The sequence below is a fragment of the Anaerocolumna sp. MB42-C2 genome (assembly GCF_030913705.1).
Lineage (GTDB): Bacteria > Bacillota > Clostridia > Lachnospirales > Lachnospiraceae > Anaerocolumna.
The window spans coordinates 3,756,131-3,772,167 of the sequence record NZ_CP133190.1 but is presented as its reverse complement, the minus strand read 5'-3'; the positions used below and the strand labels follow the sequence as shown (position 1 = coordinate 3,772,167).

Here is a 16,037-nt window from a genome sequence, read left to right as displayed (position 1 = left end):
TGCTATTTATTTTTGCCAATTTAAGGTTATTTAGAGATAAGCACGTTATAACATATTTATAAATTGAATGCAACACTCAAGTTTTATAGGAAAGGAATTATAAAATGAAAAAAGTCATTCTAACATTACTTATTTTCTGTATGTTCTCAGCTTATGGATGCAGTAGCAAAAGGGACGTCAATGATACGGAAAAAGTTTTAATGGGGCGATACGTAGAATCACAACTTTCTCTACCCAAAGGTATTAATCCAAACGATAAGTTACAGCTTACGAAAAAAGATGATAAACCTTTTTTGTATGTACTTAAAGCTGTGAATCCCAGAACCATAACCGGATATCAAATGGAAAAGGATGGCTCTTGGATAGAAGCTACTCCAAAATGGTTAAAAGAAATAAAAATAAACAAAAATATTTATCAATTTAAAATATTTGATAATTTGAGCGGAGCACAGTATCTATATTATATTGAAATTATTAATGACTGTTTTAAAGGTAACCTTTTCTGTTCAGATGATTTAAAAACCTGCAAAACCCTTAAACCGGAGGGTTGGGAAGATAAGACTAAGGATGGTTTCTATGATGCACCAGATAATGTATGTGTTTTACATGATGGAACCATAGCTGCTATATATCACGGCAGAAACATCTATTTCTATAATGGTAAAACCATGAAGAAAGAAAGGAGTATCACCGGTACCGTATATTCACAAAATTCCTTATTATCCATGGACCAATCCCTGATAATAGGAACAATTGATGAGTCTCATAAAACAACAGGTGTAGCTATTTATGATCTAGATAAGGATAAACAAACAAATTATCCCATAAATTCAGTCCTAACCGGGGATTCTTACATTGATACAACTAGCAGGAAAGATCTGATTATGTGTAATACGAATGGAGTACATGTATTGAAAAATGGGACCTCTCTATGGCAGACAGTTATGGACGGAACTATGACCTCCTTAGCATTGCAGACCATATGGCCTGTTGGGTTTCTTGCAACTGAAGCAGCTGATTACTACATACTGTATAACTTAGATAACTCAGGTTATTCCTTAATGAAATACACCTTTGATAAAACAGTTGCCGCTCTTCCGTCCATAGAGCTGAAATTATATGCATTAACGGATAATTCCACCATAAGGCAGGCCGCGGCTTTATTCGGGCAGATCCATCCCGAAGTCAGGGTTATTATTACAGCGGAAATGACTCAGGAGGAATATGATTCTGCGGATTCCACCATAAGGGAGGATTATGTACGTGCCTTAAATACGGAACTATTGTCAGGCAATGGACCGGATATTTTAATGCTTACCGGACTTCCTGCTGACGCTTTTGTTGAAAAAGGAGTGCTTGCAGATATATCGGATATAATTAATCCAATGCTTGAGAAAGGGGAATTGTATCCCAATATTATTGATAATTACAAAAAGAATAATAAATTTTATTTTGTACCAATCCGATTTGCTCTTAACTTATTATGTGCTGACCAACAAGAGTTTAAAAACCTGAATTCAATTGCTGCTTTGGCTGATTATAATCCGGTGTCAAAAAATAAAACATTACTGGGCACTATGACTGTAAATGATTTTATATCAACATTTGCTCCATATTTTTCAGGAAATATTATAAGCAGTGATAATACTATTGATAAAGAAAAACTGGTTACCTTATTAAATTACTTAAAAAAAATTGCAGATAACAGTAATCTTATAGATAGTTATCCGCCAAAAGGGAGAGGAAGTAATCTATGGGAACTTGCCAGTAGTATTAAAGCAAATATAAATCAATGTTCTGGCTTTCTGGATTCTATATTTACTTTGGGAATCGTGGACTATGCAAAAGGCAGTTTTACAGTTTTTGAAAATTCCTTTACACCTTTAAATGAAATTGGAATCAATAATGCCGGCAAAAATAAAGACCTTTGTAAAGAATTTATAACCCTGTTATTATCGGAAGAAGTACAAAAATATGATTTATATGATGGTTTTTCAATTAATAGAAAGGCTTTATTACTTGCCTCAAAGAATGACAGATCAAATGATAGTGCTTCCTCAGATATTGAAAATGAAGATGGGAGTTATAGCAGTATTGTTTTTAACCCACCCACAAAGCAGCAAATTGACCAGCTTGTTCATTATTGTTCTACCGTGTCTGTTAAAGCCGAAAGTAATGAGCAGCTTGTTAAGGTATTTAAAGAGCAGACCAAAGATTTCTTTTTAGGAAAGCTTACCGCTGATGAAACCGCAGATAATATAATACATAAATTGAAAACATATCTTAACGAATAAGAACAAATTCAATATATTGATCTTCCTTATCAATTAAGGGGCTTATACGCCATTGCTGAGTAAAGCATGGTATATAAGCCCCTTATAATAAAATTTATGAGTTAGTATGGTTTATTATAATACAGATAAAATAATAAAATTTAATATAAATAATCCCGTTGCAACCCAGAGAACCGGATGTACTTCTTTTGCTTTGCCTTTACAGATCTTAACTAAACAGTAGAAGATAAATCCGCCAGCAATACCATAGGAAATGCTGTAGCAGAATGCCATAAAGATTGCGGCAAAAAATGCAGGAATTGCCTCATCTAAATCTGTCCAGTTAACTTCTTTAAAGGAGGATAACATCATGATACCAACAGCGATTAAAGCAGGTGCCGTTGCCTGTGCGGGAACGATTCCTACAATCGGAGCAAGAAACATGCTGATAAGGAATAAAGCAGCAGTAACTACGGAAGTTAAACCGGTACGTCCACCGGCACCAATACCGGCTGCACTTTCAACATAAGTGGTTGTGTTGGAGGTACCAAAGATAGCACCGATGGAAGTAGCAACAGAGTCAGCAAATAATGCCTTGTCCATCTTGGATTTAAATCCGGATCCTTCCTGAAGTGCTTTTTCATCAGCATCATCAAAAATTCCTGTTCTTTTGCCTGTTCCGATAAATGTTCCAAGAGTATCAAAGGTATCGGATAAACTAAATGCAAAAATTGTCATCAGAACCAGTGGTATCTTAGCTGTATCACTGAATAAAGTCAATAGACCTTCCTTGCCAAAAGCCGCACCAAAGGTTGTCCCAAGCTGGGTGAATGAATCACCTAAACCAGCAGTTGCACTAACGCTTGATAAATTAACAACTCTCATTGGAATTCCGATAATCGTCGTTGCAGCGATACCGATTAAAATTGCACCTCTTACTTTTAAAATTAAGAGTACAAACATAATTAAAATTCCGATTAAGGATAAAACAACAGCGGGGCTGTTAAATTTAACTAAAGCAGGTACAATACTGCTGTCAGCAACAACGGTACCGCTGTCTAATACAATATTTTTACCTGGGTCAGAGGTAAACTGAAGAAGTCCTGCGTCTTTAATACCAATATAAGCGATAAAGATACCAATTCCGCCGCCGATTGCATTCTGTACACTGACAGGAATTGCTTTAATTATTAATTTACGTATTTTGGTAACGGTAATAAGGATATTGATTAAACCACATAAAAATACCATTGCCAAAGCCTGCTGCCAGGAAAATCCCAAACCAAAACATACTGTGTAAGTAAAAAATGCATTTAATCCCATACCCGGAGCCTGTGCATACGGAACATTTGCAAAAAGTCCCATAATCAGGGTACCGGTGGCGGATGCTATAATGGTCGCCAGAAATACCGCTCCACTTGGTATTCCAGTCTGGCTTAACATCTGCGGGTTAACAAAGATAATGTAGGCCATTGCAAAAAAGGTTGTAAATCCGGCAGCTACTTCCGTAGATACTGTAGTGCCACTTTGCTTAAGTTTGAAAAATTTTTCCATAACTTTCTCCTTTTAACTTGTTTTATCTTAAGAGTTTTCCTCTTAATATTATTGTAATAAAATTTATAAAATATTTATAACATGGTATATTATACATGATTATTTTTCATATTTAAATAACTTTTTAATAAGACTTTATTAAAAAAATTAATTAATCACTTATTGAATGCCTATATTTGATATAGATTCATATAGGTTATTTCTATTTATATTTCATTTTATCTTATTTTCAATTTTTTGGAAGTATGATATACTCAGAATAATATTGCCGATGAAAGGAAATGAAACAAACCATGTATTATCAGATACAAAATGAAATATCACCTATAACCCTTAAGGATTATAACCCGGATATCTTAACTTTCGGAATCATTACCCTGGACGAATTGGATGAGTGCTATGAAAGTTTTGGTTTTGCTCTTGCTACCGTTATGGAATGTAAAAATGATACCCATGAAATTCATGGTGAGATTGAAGTTTATGACGATTACCACTTTGGAATTATAACCGGTATCGAAACCAAACATTTTATCCGAGTCCAGGACCGAATCGGAATCTATATAAAAAGTAATTTATTTCTGATTGTAGTGATAGAAGACCAGGACGACAGTATGAGAGTGGAATTGTTTGAATCCTTAAAACATGTCAACCTTTCAAAAGTAACCTTGGAGCGTTTGATCTATGGTTTCCTGGAACGGCTGATACTCAATAACTATTCCTCTCTGGAGAAAATCGAAGAAGAGATTAGTGATCATGAAGACAAAATAAACGATAACCGTTTAGACCGGAATTTCAATTATGAAATAACCGGAATTCGAAAAAGACTGCTTCTCCTAGATAATTTTTACGAGCAATTGATTGTAATCGGTGAAGAATTGGAAGAAAACGCAATAGATATCTTCTGTGCAGATAATCTGAGGTATTTTAAATTATTTACAGACCGGGTCACCCGCCTTAGCAATAACACCAGAATGCTTCAGGACTACAGTGACCATGTAAGGGATTCTTACCATGCCCAGCTGGATTATAACCTGAATAACATTATGAAGATGTTTACCGTAGTAACTACCATTTTCCTTCCCCTTACCCTGATTGTAGGCTGGTATGGTATGAATTTCACCTATATGCCTGAGCTGCATTGGAAATACGGTTATCTGTTTGTAATTATAATCAGCATCATAGTGGCTATTCTATGTATTTTTTACTTTAAGAAGAAAAAATTTTTATAAGAATATATGCAATTTATCAAATCATCTTATTCATTCCCGGAATATGTATCTTATCCAAGATAAAAACACATATTCCGGGTAACAGGTTAATAAAATAAACCTTGCAATAATCTTTATTTATAGAATCCATTTTGGAATTTCAAGCGATCCCTATTTTAACCCTTTATGGATTCAAATATCGGATCTTTTTCTTCCGTTTCAATGCATACACAATAATTTTTCTGATTCTGTAAATACTCAGGGAGTTCTACTTCTATCATGGAATCCCCTTCGCACACTGTCATAACCTTACATGGCAATTCTGCACCGTCTTTCACAAGATACGCACGCTTAACATGGTTTCCTACATTCAATAGTTCAATACGTACTTTCGGCTCAAGCATATGCACAAACAGCTTATAATCTTTTCTGGTAAACTGAGCCCACTCTAATTCATAGGCATATATTTCAACACGTTTCGTTCCGAATATAGCTTCTGCATTTTCCTGTACGTACTTTCCAACCGTATCCAAAACTTTAATACTTCCCTCCGGGACTCTTCCAAGGCTGTCCGGACCAATATTAAGCAGATAATTTCCGCCCCTGCTGTTAATTTTCAACAATAATCTTATAATATCGTCCGGGTTTTTCCAATTATGGTCATGTTTATTAAATCCCCAGGTATCGTTAAGAGTTGCCGGCAATTCCCAGTCACCCTCATAGGGAAGTCTCGGTATAAAATTATCCCCGGTAGTCATATATTCGCCCATCTGGTTACCGATTCTGCCGCTGATAATGCAATTAGGCTGTATGGATTTTACCAGATCAATCATAGCCTGGCTTTGTTCCATTGTAGTATCCATAGGGGTATCAAACCAGATAAGAGCAATTTCACCATAATCAGTTAATATCTCACGTAATTGGGGCATTACTTTTCGATCCAAATATGCCTGATAATCTTTATGGGAATTATCTTTTCCGTACATAAATCCATCCGGATCATGCCAATCCTGTGCCTGGGAATAATAAAGACCTAATTTCATCTCATATTTTTCACAGGCCAGCTGCAATTCCTTTAGAATATCCCGTCTAAAAGGAGTGGCATCAACTACATTGTATTTACTGCATTTGGAATGATACATTGCAAATCCCTCATGATGTTTTGATGTAAAAACGATGTAATGCATACCCCATTCTTTTGCTTTCTTAACAATTTTTTCGGCATCAAATTCTATAGGATTAAACTGGGCAGCAAGCTTTTCATACTCTTCTGCCGGTATATCTAAATGATTCATAATCCATTCTGCTATACGGTCCGTCTTTTTTCCTTTATATTCACCTGCCAAAATTGAGTATAGCCCCCAATGAATAAATAAACCAAATTTTGCGTCTTTAAACCATTGCTGTTTTGTGTCTTTCATATTTTACACCCATTGCATATCGCAGGCGGCCTGCGATACTGCCACAGAATAAAATGCGAAACAAAAGTTTCGCAGAGTGAAAGATTCATATGTGGCAACCTTTCCTTTTCTAAATTTTCTTTCACTCTTACCTCCATTTTAGTCAAACTTTCACCACTGAATCACGTATCACTAATTCCGTTGGTAGTTTTATATTTTGCGGATACTCTCCGTAATCACCGTCAATTCTTTTTAATACAAGCTCTACTGCTTTTTCTGCTATTTTTTCCATAGGCTGCCTGATAGCGGTAAGCTTGGGATTTGATATTACGGAAAATTCCAGATCGTCAAATGTTATTAATGATAATTCCTCAGGAATACTGATTTTCATATTATGGACTGCTGTCATTGCTCCTAAGCACATATTATAATTAGAAACAAATACCGCACTTGGCCGTTTTTTCATTTTCCAGAGCTTCTGCATACATTGATATCCTGATTCAAACTTAAAATCTCCCTGCATAATATACTCATCCAGAATAGGAAGCTCATAATCTTCCATCGCTCTTAGATATCCTCTAAGCCGTTCTTTTGCAGCTAACAAACCAAGATTTTTTTTTGAGGTTCCGCTGATAATACCTATTCGCTTATGATTGTTCTGAATTAAGTATTCGGTAGCCTGATAGGCACCAAAAGTTGAATTAGACATGACACGGTCACAATGCACATAACTTAATGCCCGGTCTATCGCCACAACAGGAATTTTATTAAAATGAATCGGTGCCGTATAATCTTCCTCGCTTGCCACCGGTTCTATAATAATACCGTCTACCTGTTTTGATGCTAAAAATTCAATCGCTTTCTTAGCTGCCGTTACATTATCTTTATGACAGCATACCAAAACGGAATATCCCTCTTTTTTTAAGATCTTTTCTATCATCTGCGTAACCTTGGCAAAATATTGACTTCCCAGAGAATCAATCAATACGCCTATGGTATATGTTTTTGAATTCCTTAAACCTCTTGCATTATCATTAGGACGATACCCTAATTTTCTGATCGCCTCTTCAATTAATTTTTGATTTTCCGGGCGTACATTTCCCCCATTCATATACTTCGAAATCGTTGATATTGCCAGATTTGTTTCCTTTGCTACATCCTTTATTGTAACCGCCATATTTAAGCCCCTTTTTATTATAAATTTAACTTTTTATACCGTATTGCTTTTGACTGAATCATATCATATTTTAGTTTATTCAACAATACCAGCTGGATTAAGTAATTATTATATACCCAGACCGGACAGACAATACAGTATTATATAATCAGGCTAAAAACAAACCGGAACAATTGCTTTCGTTAAATCCTATAAACTTTTTACCCCATCCAAATGTTTATTAACCTTTAACTGCACCCGATAACATACCGGACTGGACTTTTTCATGAAATAATATGTACAGTATAATCATTGGAAGAACCGCTACAATAATACATGCAAAGATTGGACCCAACTGCTGCTGATATCCTCCAGAGAAAGAAAGCATTGCACGTGATACTGTGTATTTCTTTTCATCTGAAATCAGTATCATAGCAAATATCAGTTCACCGTAGCCATAGATAAAGGTTAAAATCGCCTGGGTAGAAATAATTGGTATGGACACCGGTGTCAATACCCTAAACAACAGCTGAATATCATTGCAGCCGTCTATAATAGCCGCTTCATCCAATTCTTTATTTATATCGTTAAGATATCCGGTAAATAAGAATATTGCCTGTGATAAGTTAAATGCAGCGTAAACCAGTGTAAGATACCAATAGGAGTTTCTCCCTCCAATTCCTGTGGCTAAACTGGAAATAGGAATAATGGTACAATGTACCGGAACCATGACACCTACAATAAATAAACTGTATACTATGGATTTTAACCTGAACTTTTTTCGGGACAGCACATACGCTGCAAGCATTCCTACGATTGTAACAATTAATGTAGATACGATTCCCAGAAAAACAGAGTTTAAAACTGCTTTCCCAATATTGGCACTTACAAATGCTGCACTATAATTTGACCACAGCCATTTTACAGGAAGTTTAAACATCCCAAGATTAATACCCTGGTTATCTTTTACCGAAGACAGAAAGGTAATGAATAACGGAAAAATGGTAATCAGCCCCCATAATAATGCTAATAAATAACTGCATGCTTTACCTATTTTTAATTTCATTTTCCACCTCCTACACTTCTTCCTGCTTAAACATACGATTCAATAAAAGACTTAAAACAACCCCCAATATTAAAAGAACTACACCGATTGCACTGCTTTTGCCAAATGACTTAAATGTAAAAGCTTCATTATATAATAAGGTTGCCGGGGTTTCCGAAGTATGATTCGGTCCCCCTTTTGTCATAGCCCAAATTAAATCAAACGCTTTCAGGCATCCGGTTACGCATAATACAGAGAATATTTTAAAAGATTCTTTTGATAACGGTATTGCTATATGCCGGATTTTATTCCATTTTGAGCATCCGTCTATTTCCGCTGCTTCATATAAGGAATCCGGAATTGCTACCAGACCGGCTGCAAATATCAGCATATTGTAACCGGCATACATCCACTCATTAACCAAAACCACACACCAAACATTTAATGTAGGTGTAGACAGCCAGTCTTTGCACAAGGCGTCTAAACCGGCAGATCTTAACAAACCATTGATTGCGCCAAAACTTGGATTTAAAATGTATACCCACATTAATGCAACTGCAGTTGTTGACAGCATAACCGGCATAAAAAATGCAGTTTTCATTAATTTAGTACCTTTAAGCTTCGAAGTAATAAGCAATGCCAGTCCAAATGCCAGCGGCATGAGAATAACAAATCCGCCGATCATAAAATAAACTGAATTCAGCATTGCATTCCAAAAACTTTCACTTGATAATACCTTTGCATAATTAGCTAATCCGACAAACTTCTTAGCTGCGCCGTACACCCCTTTCCAGCTGTGAAAAGATAAAAAGATTGTATTAATTACCGGATAAACGATAAGTCCAAAAAACAGGATTAATGCCGGCAATAAAAAGGTGACAACGATAACATTTTCATTCTTTTTTCTCTGGCGCAAAATACCATCTCCTATTCCTAAAGGGACTTTTGTAGAGGGTATATTTACAAAAGCCCCTATAATCTTAAACTAAAAGCTATTTCTTATTCACTGCCCTCGGCAATTCGGTCTACAATTTCTTTCCCGCATTGTTCCGGTGCATTACCCATTGCAAGGCCCTGCAACGCATTTCTTACCGTATCAAGCATAAAGGATTCCGGATCACTGTTCTGTATATCCGACTTCATAGCCGTATATCCTTCAACAAAACCTTTAATCTCATCAAGCATAGGATTAGCAGGTGTTTTATCAGTTGGAGTAAATTTTATCGGATAGATAACTGAAGCCACTTCGTTATTCCCTGCGGTATACTCTTGTGAAGTAATATATTTAACAAATTCTATGGATGCCTTAATCTCTTCCTCTGATTTATTCAATTTAGAGACAAACCACATATCGGAAGCTCCGCCCTGGGCCTGATCCTTATATTTTTCATCTATATAAGGAAATGGGGCAACACCTGTTTTATCATATATGTCTGTTCCGTAAATTTCAGATACATACCAGGATCCATCCCATCTCATAGCGCAATCACCTGCTGCATAAGTGGATTTTTCCGTATTGTAATCTGTATTAAGAATGTCATCACCTAAATATCCGTTAGATACAAGATCCGATATTAACTGATAGGTTTTAATCATTTCGGGACTGTCATAAGCTAAACTTCTGTCTGCTAATTTAGCTACCGCATCAGTTCCAAGTGATTTAATAACCAGGTTGTTATGTAAATGCCCAAGTCTCCATACATCTTTTTCACCTGCCTGGAACGGTTTAATTCCTGCATCTTTTAATTTCTTGCACACATTCATAAGTTCATCCCAGCTCGTTGGAACGGCAAGCCCTTGTTGATCGAAAATTTCTTTATTGTAGAATAAGCTGACCGTATAGGATTTAAACGGAACACCCCAGATTCCATCATATCCGTCGTATTGCAAATCTCCAAACATACTTTCATAAAAACTGCTGTACCAATCAGGATCACTTCTGAAATAAGGCTGCATATCTACTAACGCATCACTTTCTACATAATCCAGTACTCTGGAACCGCCATATTCAATAAAAACATTAGGAGTATCTCCGTTAGCAAAGGAAGTTCTCAGTTTATCAAGATAATCGGATTCCGTAGGTATATTATCCATCTCCACCTTGATTCCTTTATTCTGTTTATTAAATTCTTCTACCTTGTCTCTGTAATACTTCTCATCCGGTACGTCCGATCCATATCTGGAAGCAACCTTAATTGTTATTACTTCCTTATCGGAAGCAGCTTCTAAAGATTCTGACTGTGAATTACTTGAATTGTTACTGCTGGCGGTGTTCGTATTGTCTGTAGTTTTTGTTGAACTACTGCTGCAGGCTACCAACGACATTACCATAATTCCTGCTAGTAATGATGCAATTACTTTTTTTCTCATAATGCGTCCTCCCATAAAATAATAATTTACAAGTTATAAAGCAAAACGTTTCGCGATTACATTTACATTTTATTTCGTCTTCTTTTATTTGTCAACATATATTTGTTTATTTTATACATTTATTTTTTCATATTATATATTTTATAGCTTTATTTAACATATTTTTTTCATATTATATAATAAAACGTTTCGTTATATTGTGATATTTTATATTACTTGCAACGAAACGTTTTACATGTTATATTATTAATAACTTTTTATGTAGAAAGAGGAACGCTGATGGGGAGCACGATAAAAGATATTGCAAAAGATACGAATCTGTCTCTTGCAACTATTTCAAAATACTTGAATGGTAAGAATATTCTGCCGGAAAATAAGAAGTTAATTGAGGAAAGTATTAAAAAATTGGGTTATAAGCCAAATAAGACAGCCCAAAACCTGCGTTCTAAAAAGACAAATACAATCTGCATCCTTTTACCTTTTATAGGAGATTATTTCTGGGGATTCCTTTGCAGTATCATGGAAGAATATTTAAGGAAATATAATTACTCAACCATAATCTCTTCTTATGATGCTTTTTCAGATGATAATACCTCGGAATTACAATTTCTTTTAAGCAAACAGGTTGATGGAGTAATACTTGTACCAGAATACAGTGGATCTATCACTCTTCCGTCTTTACTTTTAGAAGCTCATATTCCATTTGTATGCCTGGATCAGGAATTAAACGGACTGTCCTCTGATTTTGTAACATCAAACAACCGTACCTCCGCTTATCAGGCAACAAAATATTTTTTGGAAAATGGTCATAAAATATTTGGTGCAATTGGCGGAGACCTTACAAGTTACACCATGAAAGAACGCATTAGCGGTATGCGTGATGCATGCCGGGAATATAACATTCCTGAAGATAATTTATATATATACGGCGGAGACATTGCTTCCAGTGCAGATTTTTTCCGGAATATAATGAGTATGCCAAATCATCCGACTGCTATGCTTATGTTAAGTTATAACTATACCCTTGGAACCATACTCACCTTAAGTGAGCTTGGCCTGCAGATACCAAAGGATTTTTCTCTGATTAGCTTCGACGACGATGAGATATTCTCTGCTTTTAATCCGCCGATCACAACGGTGGTACAAAATTTAAATGAAATCGGCAGACAGGCCACCGGGCTTTTGATAAAGCGCATTAACGGTGATTATGAATTATATCCGGAGACAAAAATGATAGAAACAAAATTAATCGTTCGGAAATCTGTTGCTAACATATCAACAATGTAGCAAAAATACGCTGGATAAGTTTCCATTAGTCAAATCGGTTGATATTATACGAAAGGCCTACCGATACTACTAATAAGGCCTAAAAAGGTTGGTGCAATTCAAAAAGCTGTTATTTCAGCCTGCTATTAGCACTCTCCGGCCAAGATAAATAGTTCATTTTTGCACCAACCTTATTAAATTTTATATACTGTCTTCCTTTCTTTTTTCTCTGAAATACTCATCTACAATGAATTCAGCACTTTCGCACCACATAAGAGAACCTGTTTTTTGTAATGCTTCATAGACTTTAGACTGGTAGAATTCATAAAGGCATTCATCAAATGGTTTCTGGGTCTGCTCAGATATTATGCGTACTACATGTTCAATTTTCATAATTATATCCAATGTAATATCCTGACCTTTATATAAATACCGATTAATCATGATATCGTAACCCTCCCTAGATACTCCAGACATTCTAATGCATTTTTCGTATGTATTGAAACCTGGTCATGAGCTTCATATGTTCTCAGCTGCTCGATTGCCATTTCTTCATTATAAATGCCCGCTACATATAAAGCCACTGTTCGCATTGTATTATCATTGGCTACCGGACCAATTACTATATCATAATCATGTTGTATTCCGCCGTACATCCTGTTATTTTTAATCATGGTAAGCCACTCTCTGGTTAACCCATTGAAAGTTTTCACTTTTAATCCCGGATCCGGTTTTAATTTAAACTTCATTACATATCTGCCTTCACCGCCATAACGAATGTACATATTCTCAGCCCAATTCGCTGCATAATCCTCCACGGTAGTGGTATAAAATCCTTTACCGAAATCCCGTTTATCCTTGGAATGTTCCAGATCAACCTGATTAAATACTACATTGGTACCGTGGAATACAATCCTATCATCCATCATTTCGTTCTCTCCTTAAAACATCTTCCACAAAATAGATGCTCTCTTCCAGACTTTGTGTATGTAAAGCCTGGTATTGAGAACGAAGTAAAGGTATAATACCCTTTTTCAAAAAGAATTCATATACCTCTTTTGCAGTTAGTTTATGATTGTAAGCATAACCCTCTATTGCTTCCACAACCATTAAATTCATATCTCGCTCTGCCTGGTTCAAAAACGCCACTCCAATACATTTCCCTATACTATTTATATTAATCAAAAGGCAGATAATGAACTTATTTTAATTTTTAATATTAAATTAATCCACTCATAATAAATAAAATATTACTTCCTGTTTATAAAAACGTTCGTTTCTGTTACATCCGTATGTACGGTTGATTTCGAAATGCCGAATTGTTTGGCCGTCTGCCTCACGGTTGCATTATTATCGATTATGTAATTGGCAATTTCTACTGCCCGTTCTTCTATATAGCCTTTCAAAAGGATATCCCCCTATTGTACTTGTTTCTATATTGTATGCGTGAATGCTATAAATTATATCCTATTTAGTCTTACTAACTTAGTTGAAAAAATAACAACATCTCTATTTTTTTAGAAAAAATTTGTTCTAAAATTTATTATTTATTAATAGTTAAGGGGTTGTTACAAAGCCTTTCTCTCTTTAATCAGCAAGGAGTATCGTATATTCTCCCGCAGGTTTTATTTTAGAGCCTTGCAGCAACCCCTTATAATAAAGGATTTCATATATTCAATTAGCAAAATATAAATGCAGCTTAATAGTCTTCCCGTAATCCAAATTCGGCAGATTCCACCCATTCTTCCGGCCTGGTTGTTAACTTAACCAGTTCTTCCAGAATAATACAATGGACATCCTCCTGCTTGATCAAATACTGATAGGTTTCTTTTTCCTTATCCGTTTCGGCCATATCACGGAGGTTTTTATAAAACTTCAAACTTTTTTCTTCCATCTCAAGAGCCATCCGGTAGGAATCTAACTGACTCGGAAGTTCCTTAATATCACTTTTAAAATCCCTCATCTGGGAAAATAATTCTCTGGCTTCCTTAAGAATGTTTTTATCCTGAATATTAAGATCAAGTACATCTGCTTTTCCTAATAAAATCTCCGTGTGCTTTTGCTCTTCTTCCGCCAGCATAGTGAAAACAACGAATAAGCTGTTACCTTTATTCTTCTCTGCCTGTGCCCCATAATACTTCTCAAGATCAAACTCCAGTGAAAGTGCTAATTCTAAAGTGTCCATATCCATCTGCTCCTTTTCTTTTGAATTTTATATCTTAACCATATCGGTTTTTACTTTTTTTGTCAAGATTCTCACATCAATAAACAGCAGCTCTAAGCATAAAATTATGCCCTGGATTTATTTTTTAAATAGTAATAATAATAACCTATACTGCCTACAATAAGACAGAACAGTATAAATACAGGTACATAGAAAGGATTGGAGACAATACCTCCGATCAAAATTATTACAGAACCCAATATACCGAAAATCGGGCATATCGTTCCTTTAAATGTACTTTTTATTATATTATCTTTCTTCATTTTCATAACTTTCAAATACAATATTATATAACATACATAACTGAATACAATAGCAATTTCACTCACATCACTTTTTCCGATTACACCGCTTTTCTGTGTAATATAATGAAGTGCCATCCAGATAAGAGTAATCAGATACGATAACAGGCAGGACTTTAAGGATAATTGATATTTAGGATGTATTTCAGCTATTTTCTTGGCGCCGGGTATCATATCTTTACTTGCAAGTGCTTGGGGCATTCTTAAACTTCCTAATGTTATCCCATTTACTACCCCCAGGATAGAAATAATGATAAAAATCAAAATAATTTTACTTCCATTATCCCCCAAAAGGATCTCACCGGCCTTATTTACGGCGTCATTACCGGTTGAGAGAATATAACTGGTGCCCAGCATATTAGTAATCCCCAGAAAATACAGAAGATAAACCCCAAGTACTACAAGGGGTCCTATGATTAAAGCAAGCGGCATATTCTTTTCCGGTTTTTTTACTTCGTTAGTAATGCTGGTTGCAATGATCCAGCCGTCATAGGAAAATGCTATGGGAGCCAGTGCGGCAAGCCAGCCGAATCCAACATTGCTTTTTCCAATCACTTCAATGCCCTTAGGAATTTCAGGATTAGCAGAACCTAAAAAAACACCCAATAAAGCAATACCCAATAAGGGGATTAATTTAATTACAGTGGAGAGATTTTGAAAGTATCCTCCGAGTTTTAAAGACATAATATTAACTACAAATAATAAGGTCATAAAACAAAAACCGACGACTATTTGATTCTCCAAGGTGCCCTTTATACCAAAAAGCGAAGCGGTATAAATTCCGGATACCCATGCAACAACCGCTATGAGAGAAGGATAATAGACAAAAGTCTGAAACCATCCAAAACCACAGGCTGCTCCTTTTGATATAAAATCTTCGTAATATCCTACAAATCCTCCGTTTTTTTTAGTTCTCATAGACAGCTCTGCAAGTGTCAGACTTCCAAAAATAATACTGAATGCTCCGATACATAATACCAGGATGCCTAACCCAATATTTCCCCCTGTGTAACTTAACACATCATCGCTTTTAAAAAAAATACCCGAACCAATCACAATACCAATAATCATGGTAGTTGCGGTTAATAATCCGTAATGTTCCTTTTTATTTTCCATAATTTCTCCTGTTTTTTAGAATTTTATCAATTGTTTTTTGTTATTGCTGCTTGTATCCTTTAAAATGAAATTAAAACATTTATATTTTACCGGCCAGTTAATACCCGGTAAAAAAATATCAGG

Annotated in this window: 14 protein-coding genes and 1 pseudogene; 3 read left to right on the top strand and 12 right to left on the bottom strand. The window is 35.5% G+C overall.

Going from position 1 to position 16,037, the window contains the following annotated elements:
* Nucleotides 1-104 precede the first annotated feature (104 nt).
* On the top strand, nt 105-2,294 hold the full coding sequence (locus RBU59_RS16760) for an ABC transporter substrate-binding protein (RefSeq protein WP_308143652.1): 2,190 nt from the start codon (nt 105-107) through the stop codon (nt 2,292-2,294).
* 114 nt (nt 2,295-2,408) lie between these two features.
* Here RBU59_RS16760 and RBU59_RS16755 read toward each other — a convergent pair whose 3' ends face one another.
* On the bottom strand, nt 2,409-3,827 hold the full coding sequence (locus RBU59_RS16755) for an NCS2 family permease (protein WP_308143651.1): 1,419 nt from the start codon (nt 3,825-3,827) through the stop codon (nt 2,409-2,411).
* Nucleotides 3,828-4,108: 281 nt separating this feature from the next.
* Here RBU59_RS16755 and RBU59_RS16750 point away from each other — a divergent pair, with 281 nt between their 5' ends.
* On the top strand, nt 4,109-5,056 hold the full coding sequence (locus tag RBU59_RS16750) for a magnesium transporter CorA family protein (protein ID WP_308143650.1): 948 nt from the start codon (nt 4,109-4,111) through the stop codon (nt 5,054-5,056).
* Nucleotides 5,057-5,211: 155 nt separating this feature from the next.
* On the opposite strand, the gene RBU59_RS16745 is transcribed toward RBU59_RS16750, so the two are convergent.
* The 5 genes from RBU59_RS16745 to RBU59_RS16725 form a co-directional block, all read right to left on the bottom strand.
* Nucleotides 5,212-6,456 carry an alpha-L-fucosidase gene (locus tag RBU59_RS16745; protein ID WP_308143649.1) on the bottom strand — a complete coding sequence of 415 codons (1,245 nt, stop codon included), beginning with the start codon at nt 6,454-6,456 and terminating at the stop codon, nt 5,212-5,214.
* A 142-nt stretch (nt 6,457-6,598) separates the two neighbouring features.
* Nucleotides 6,599-7,612, bottom strand: coding sequence for a LacI family DNA-binding transcriptional regulator (locus RBU59_RS16740; RefSeq protein ID WP_308143648.1), 1,014 nt, complete (start codon nt 7,610-7,612; stop codon nt 6,599-6,601).
* Between the two features lie 220 nt (nt 7,613-7,832).
* Nucleotides 7,833-8,657, bottom strand: coding sequence for a carbohydrate ABC transporter permease (locus RBU59_RS16735; protein ID WP_308143647.1), 825 nt, complete (start codon nt 8,655-8,657; stop codon nt 7,833-7,835).
* A gap of 10 nt (nt 8,658-8,667) precedes the next feature.
* Nucleotides 8,668-9,552: a carbohydrate ABC transporter permease gene (locus RBU59_RS16730; protein WP_308143646.1), complete on the bottom strand. Its 885-nt coding sequence runs from the start codon at nt 9,550-9,552 to the stop codon at nt 8,668-8,670.
* A gap of 83 nt (nt 9,553-9,635) precedes the next feature.
* The gene (locus RBU59_RS16725) at nt 9,636-11,006 is read right to left on the bottom strand and encodes an ABC transporter substrate-binding protein (RefSeq protein ID WP_308143645.1); all 1,371 of its coding nucleotides are present in this window, start codon (nt 11,004-11,006) and stop codon (nt 9,636-9,638) included.
* Nucleotides 11,007-11,285: 279 nt separating this feature from the next.
* On the opposite strand from RBU59_RS16725, the gene RBU59_RS16720 reads away from it, so the two are divergent.
* Entirely contained in the window at nt 11,286-12,293 is a 1,008-nt protein-coding gene (locus RBU59_RS16720; protein WP_308143644.1) for a LacI family DNA-binding transcriptional regulator, read from the top strand.
* A 180-nt stretch (nt 12,294-12,473) separates the two neighbouring features.
* On the opposite strand, the gene RBU59_RS16715 is transcribed toward RBU59_RS16720, so the two are convergent.
* The 6 genes and pseudogenes from RBU59_RS16715 to RBU59_RS16690 form a co-directional block, all read right to left on the bottom strand.
* Entirely contained in the window at nt 12,474-12,716 is a 243-nt protein-coding gene (locus RBU59_RS16715) for a hypothetical protein (protein WP_308143643.1), read from the bottom strand.
* Nucleotides 12,713-13,201 carry a DUF3990 domain-containing protein gene (locus tag RBU59_RS16710; protein WP_308143642.1) on the bottom strand — a complete coding sequence of 163 codons (489 nt, stop codon included), beginning with the start codon at nt 13,199-13,201 and terminating at the stop codon, nt 12,713-12,715. Before RBU59_RS16710 ends, RBU59_RS16715 begins: the two co-directional genes overlap by 4 nt.
* Nucleotides 13,191-13,412, bottom strand: coding sequence for a DUF3791 domain-containing protein (locus RBU59_RS16705; protein ID WP_308143641.1), 222 nt, complete (start codon nt 13,410-13,412; stop codon nt 13,191-13,193). The genes RBU59_RS16710 and RBU59_RS16705 overlap by 11 nt, the downstream gene beginning before the upstream one ends.
* A 119-nt stretch (nt 13,413-13,531) precedes the next feature.
* Nucleotides 13,532-13,678, bottom strand: a pseudogene (locus tag RBU59_RS16700) (sporulation transcriptional regulator SpoIIID); the annotation flags it as partial.
* 293 nt (nt 13,679-13,971) lie between these two features.
* On the bottom strand, nt 13,972-14,457 hold the full coding sequence (locus RBU59_RS16695; protein WP_308143640.1) for a ferritin-like domain-containing protein: 486 nt from the start codon (nt 14,455-14,457) through the stop codon (nt 13,972-13,974).
* Between the two features lie 104 nt (nt 14,458-14,561).
* Nucleotides 14,562-15,914: an APC family permease gene (locus RBU59_RS16690; protein WP_308143639.1), complete on the bottom strand. Its 1,353-nt coding sequence runs from the start codon at nt 15,912-15,914 to the stop codon at nt 14,562-14,564.
* Between the last annotated feature and the right edge of the window lie 123 nt (nt 15,915-16,037).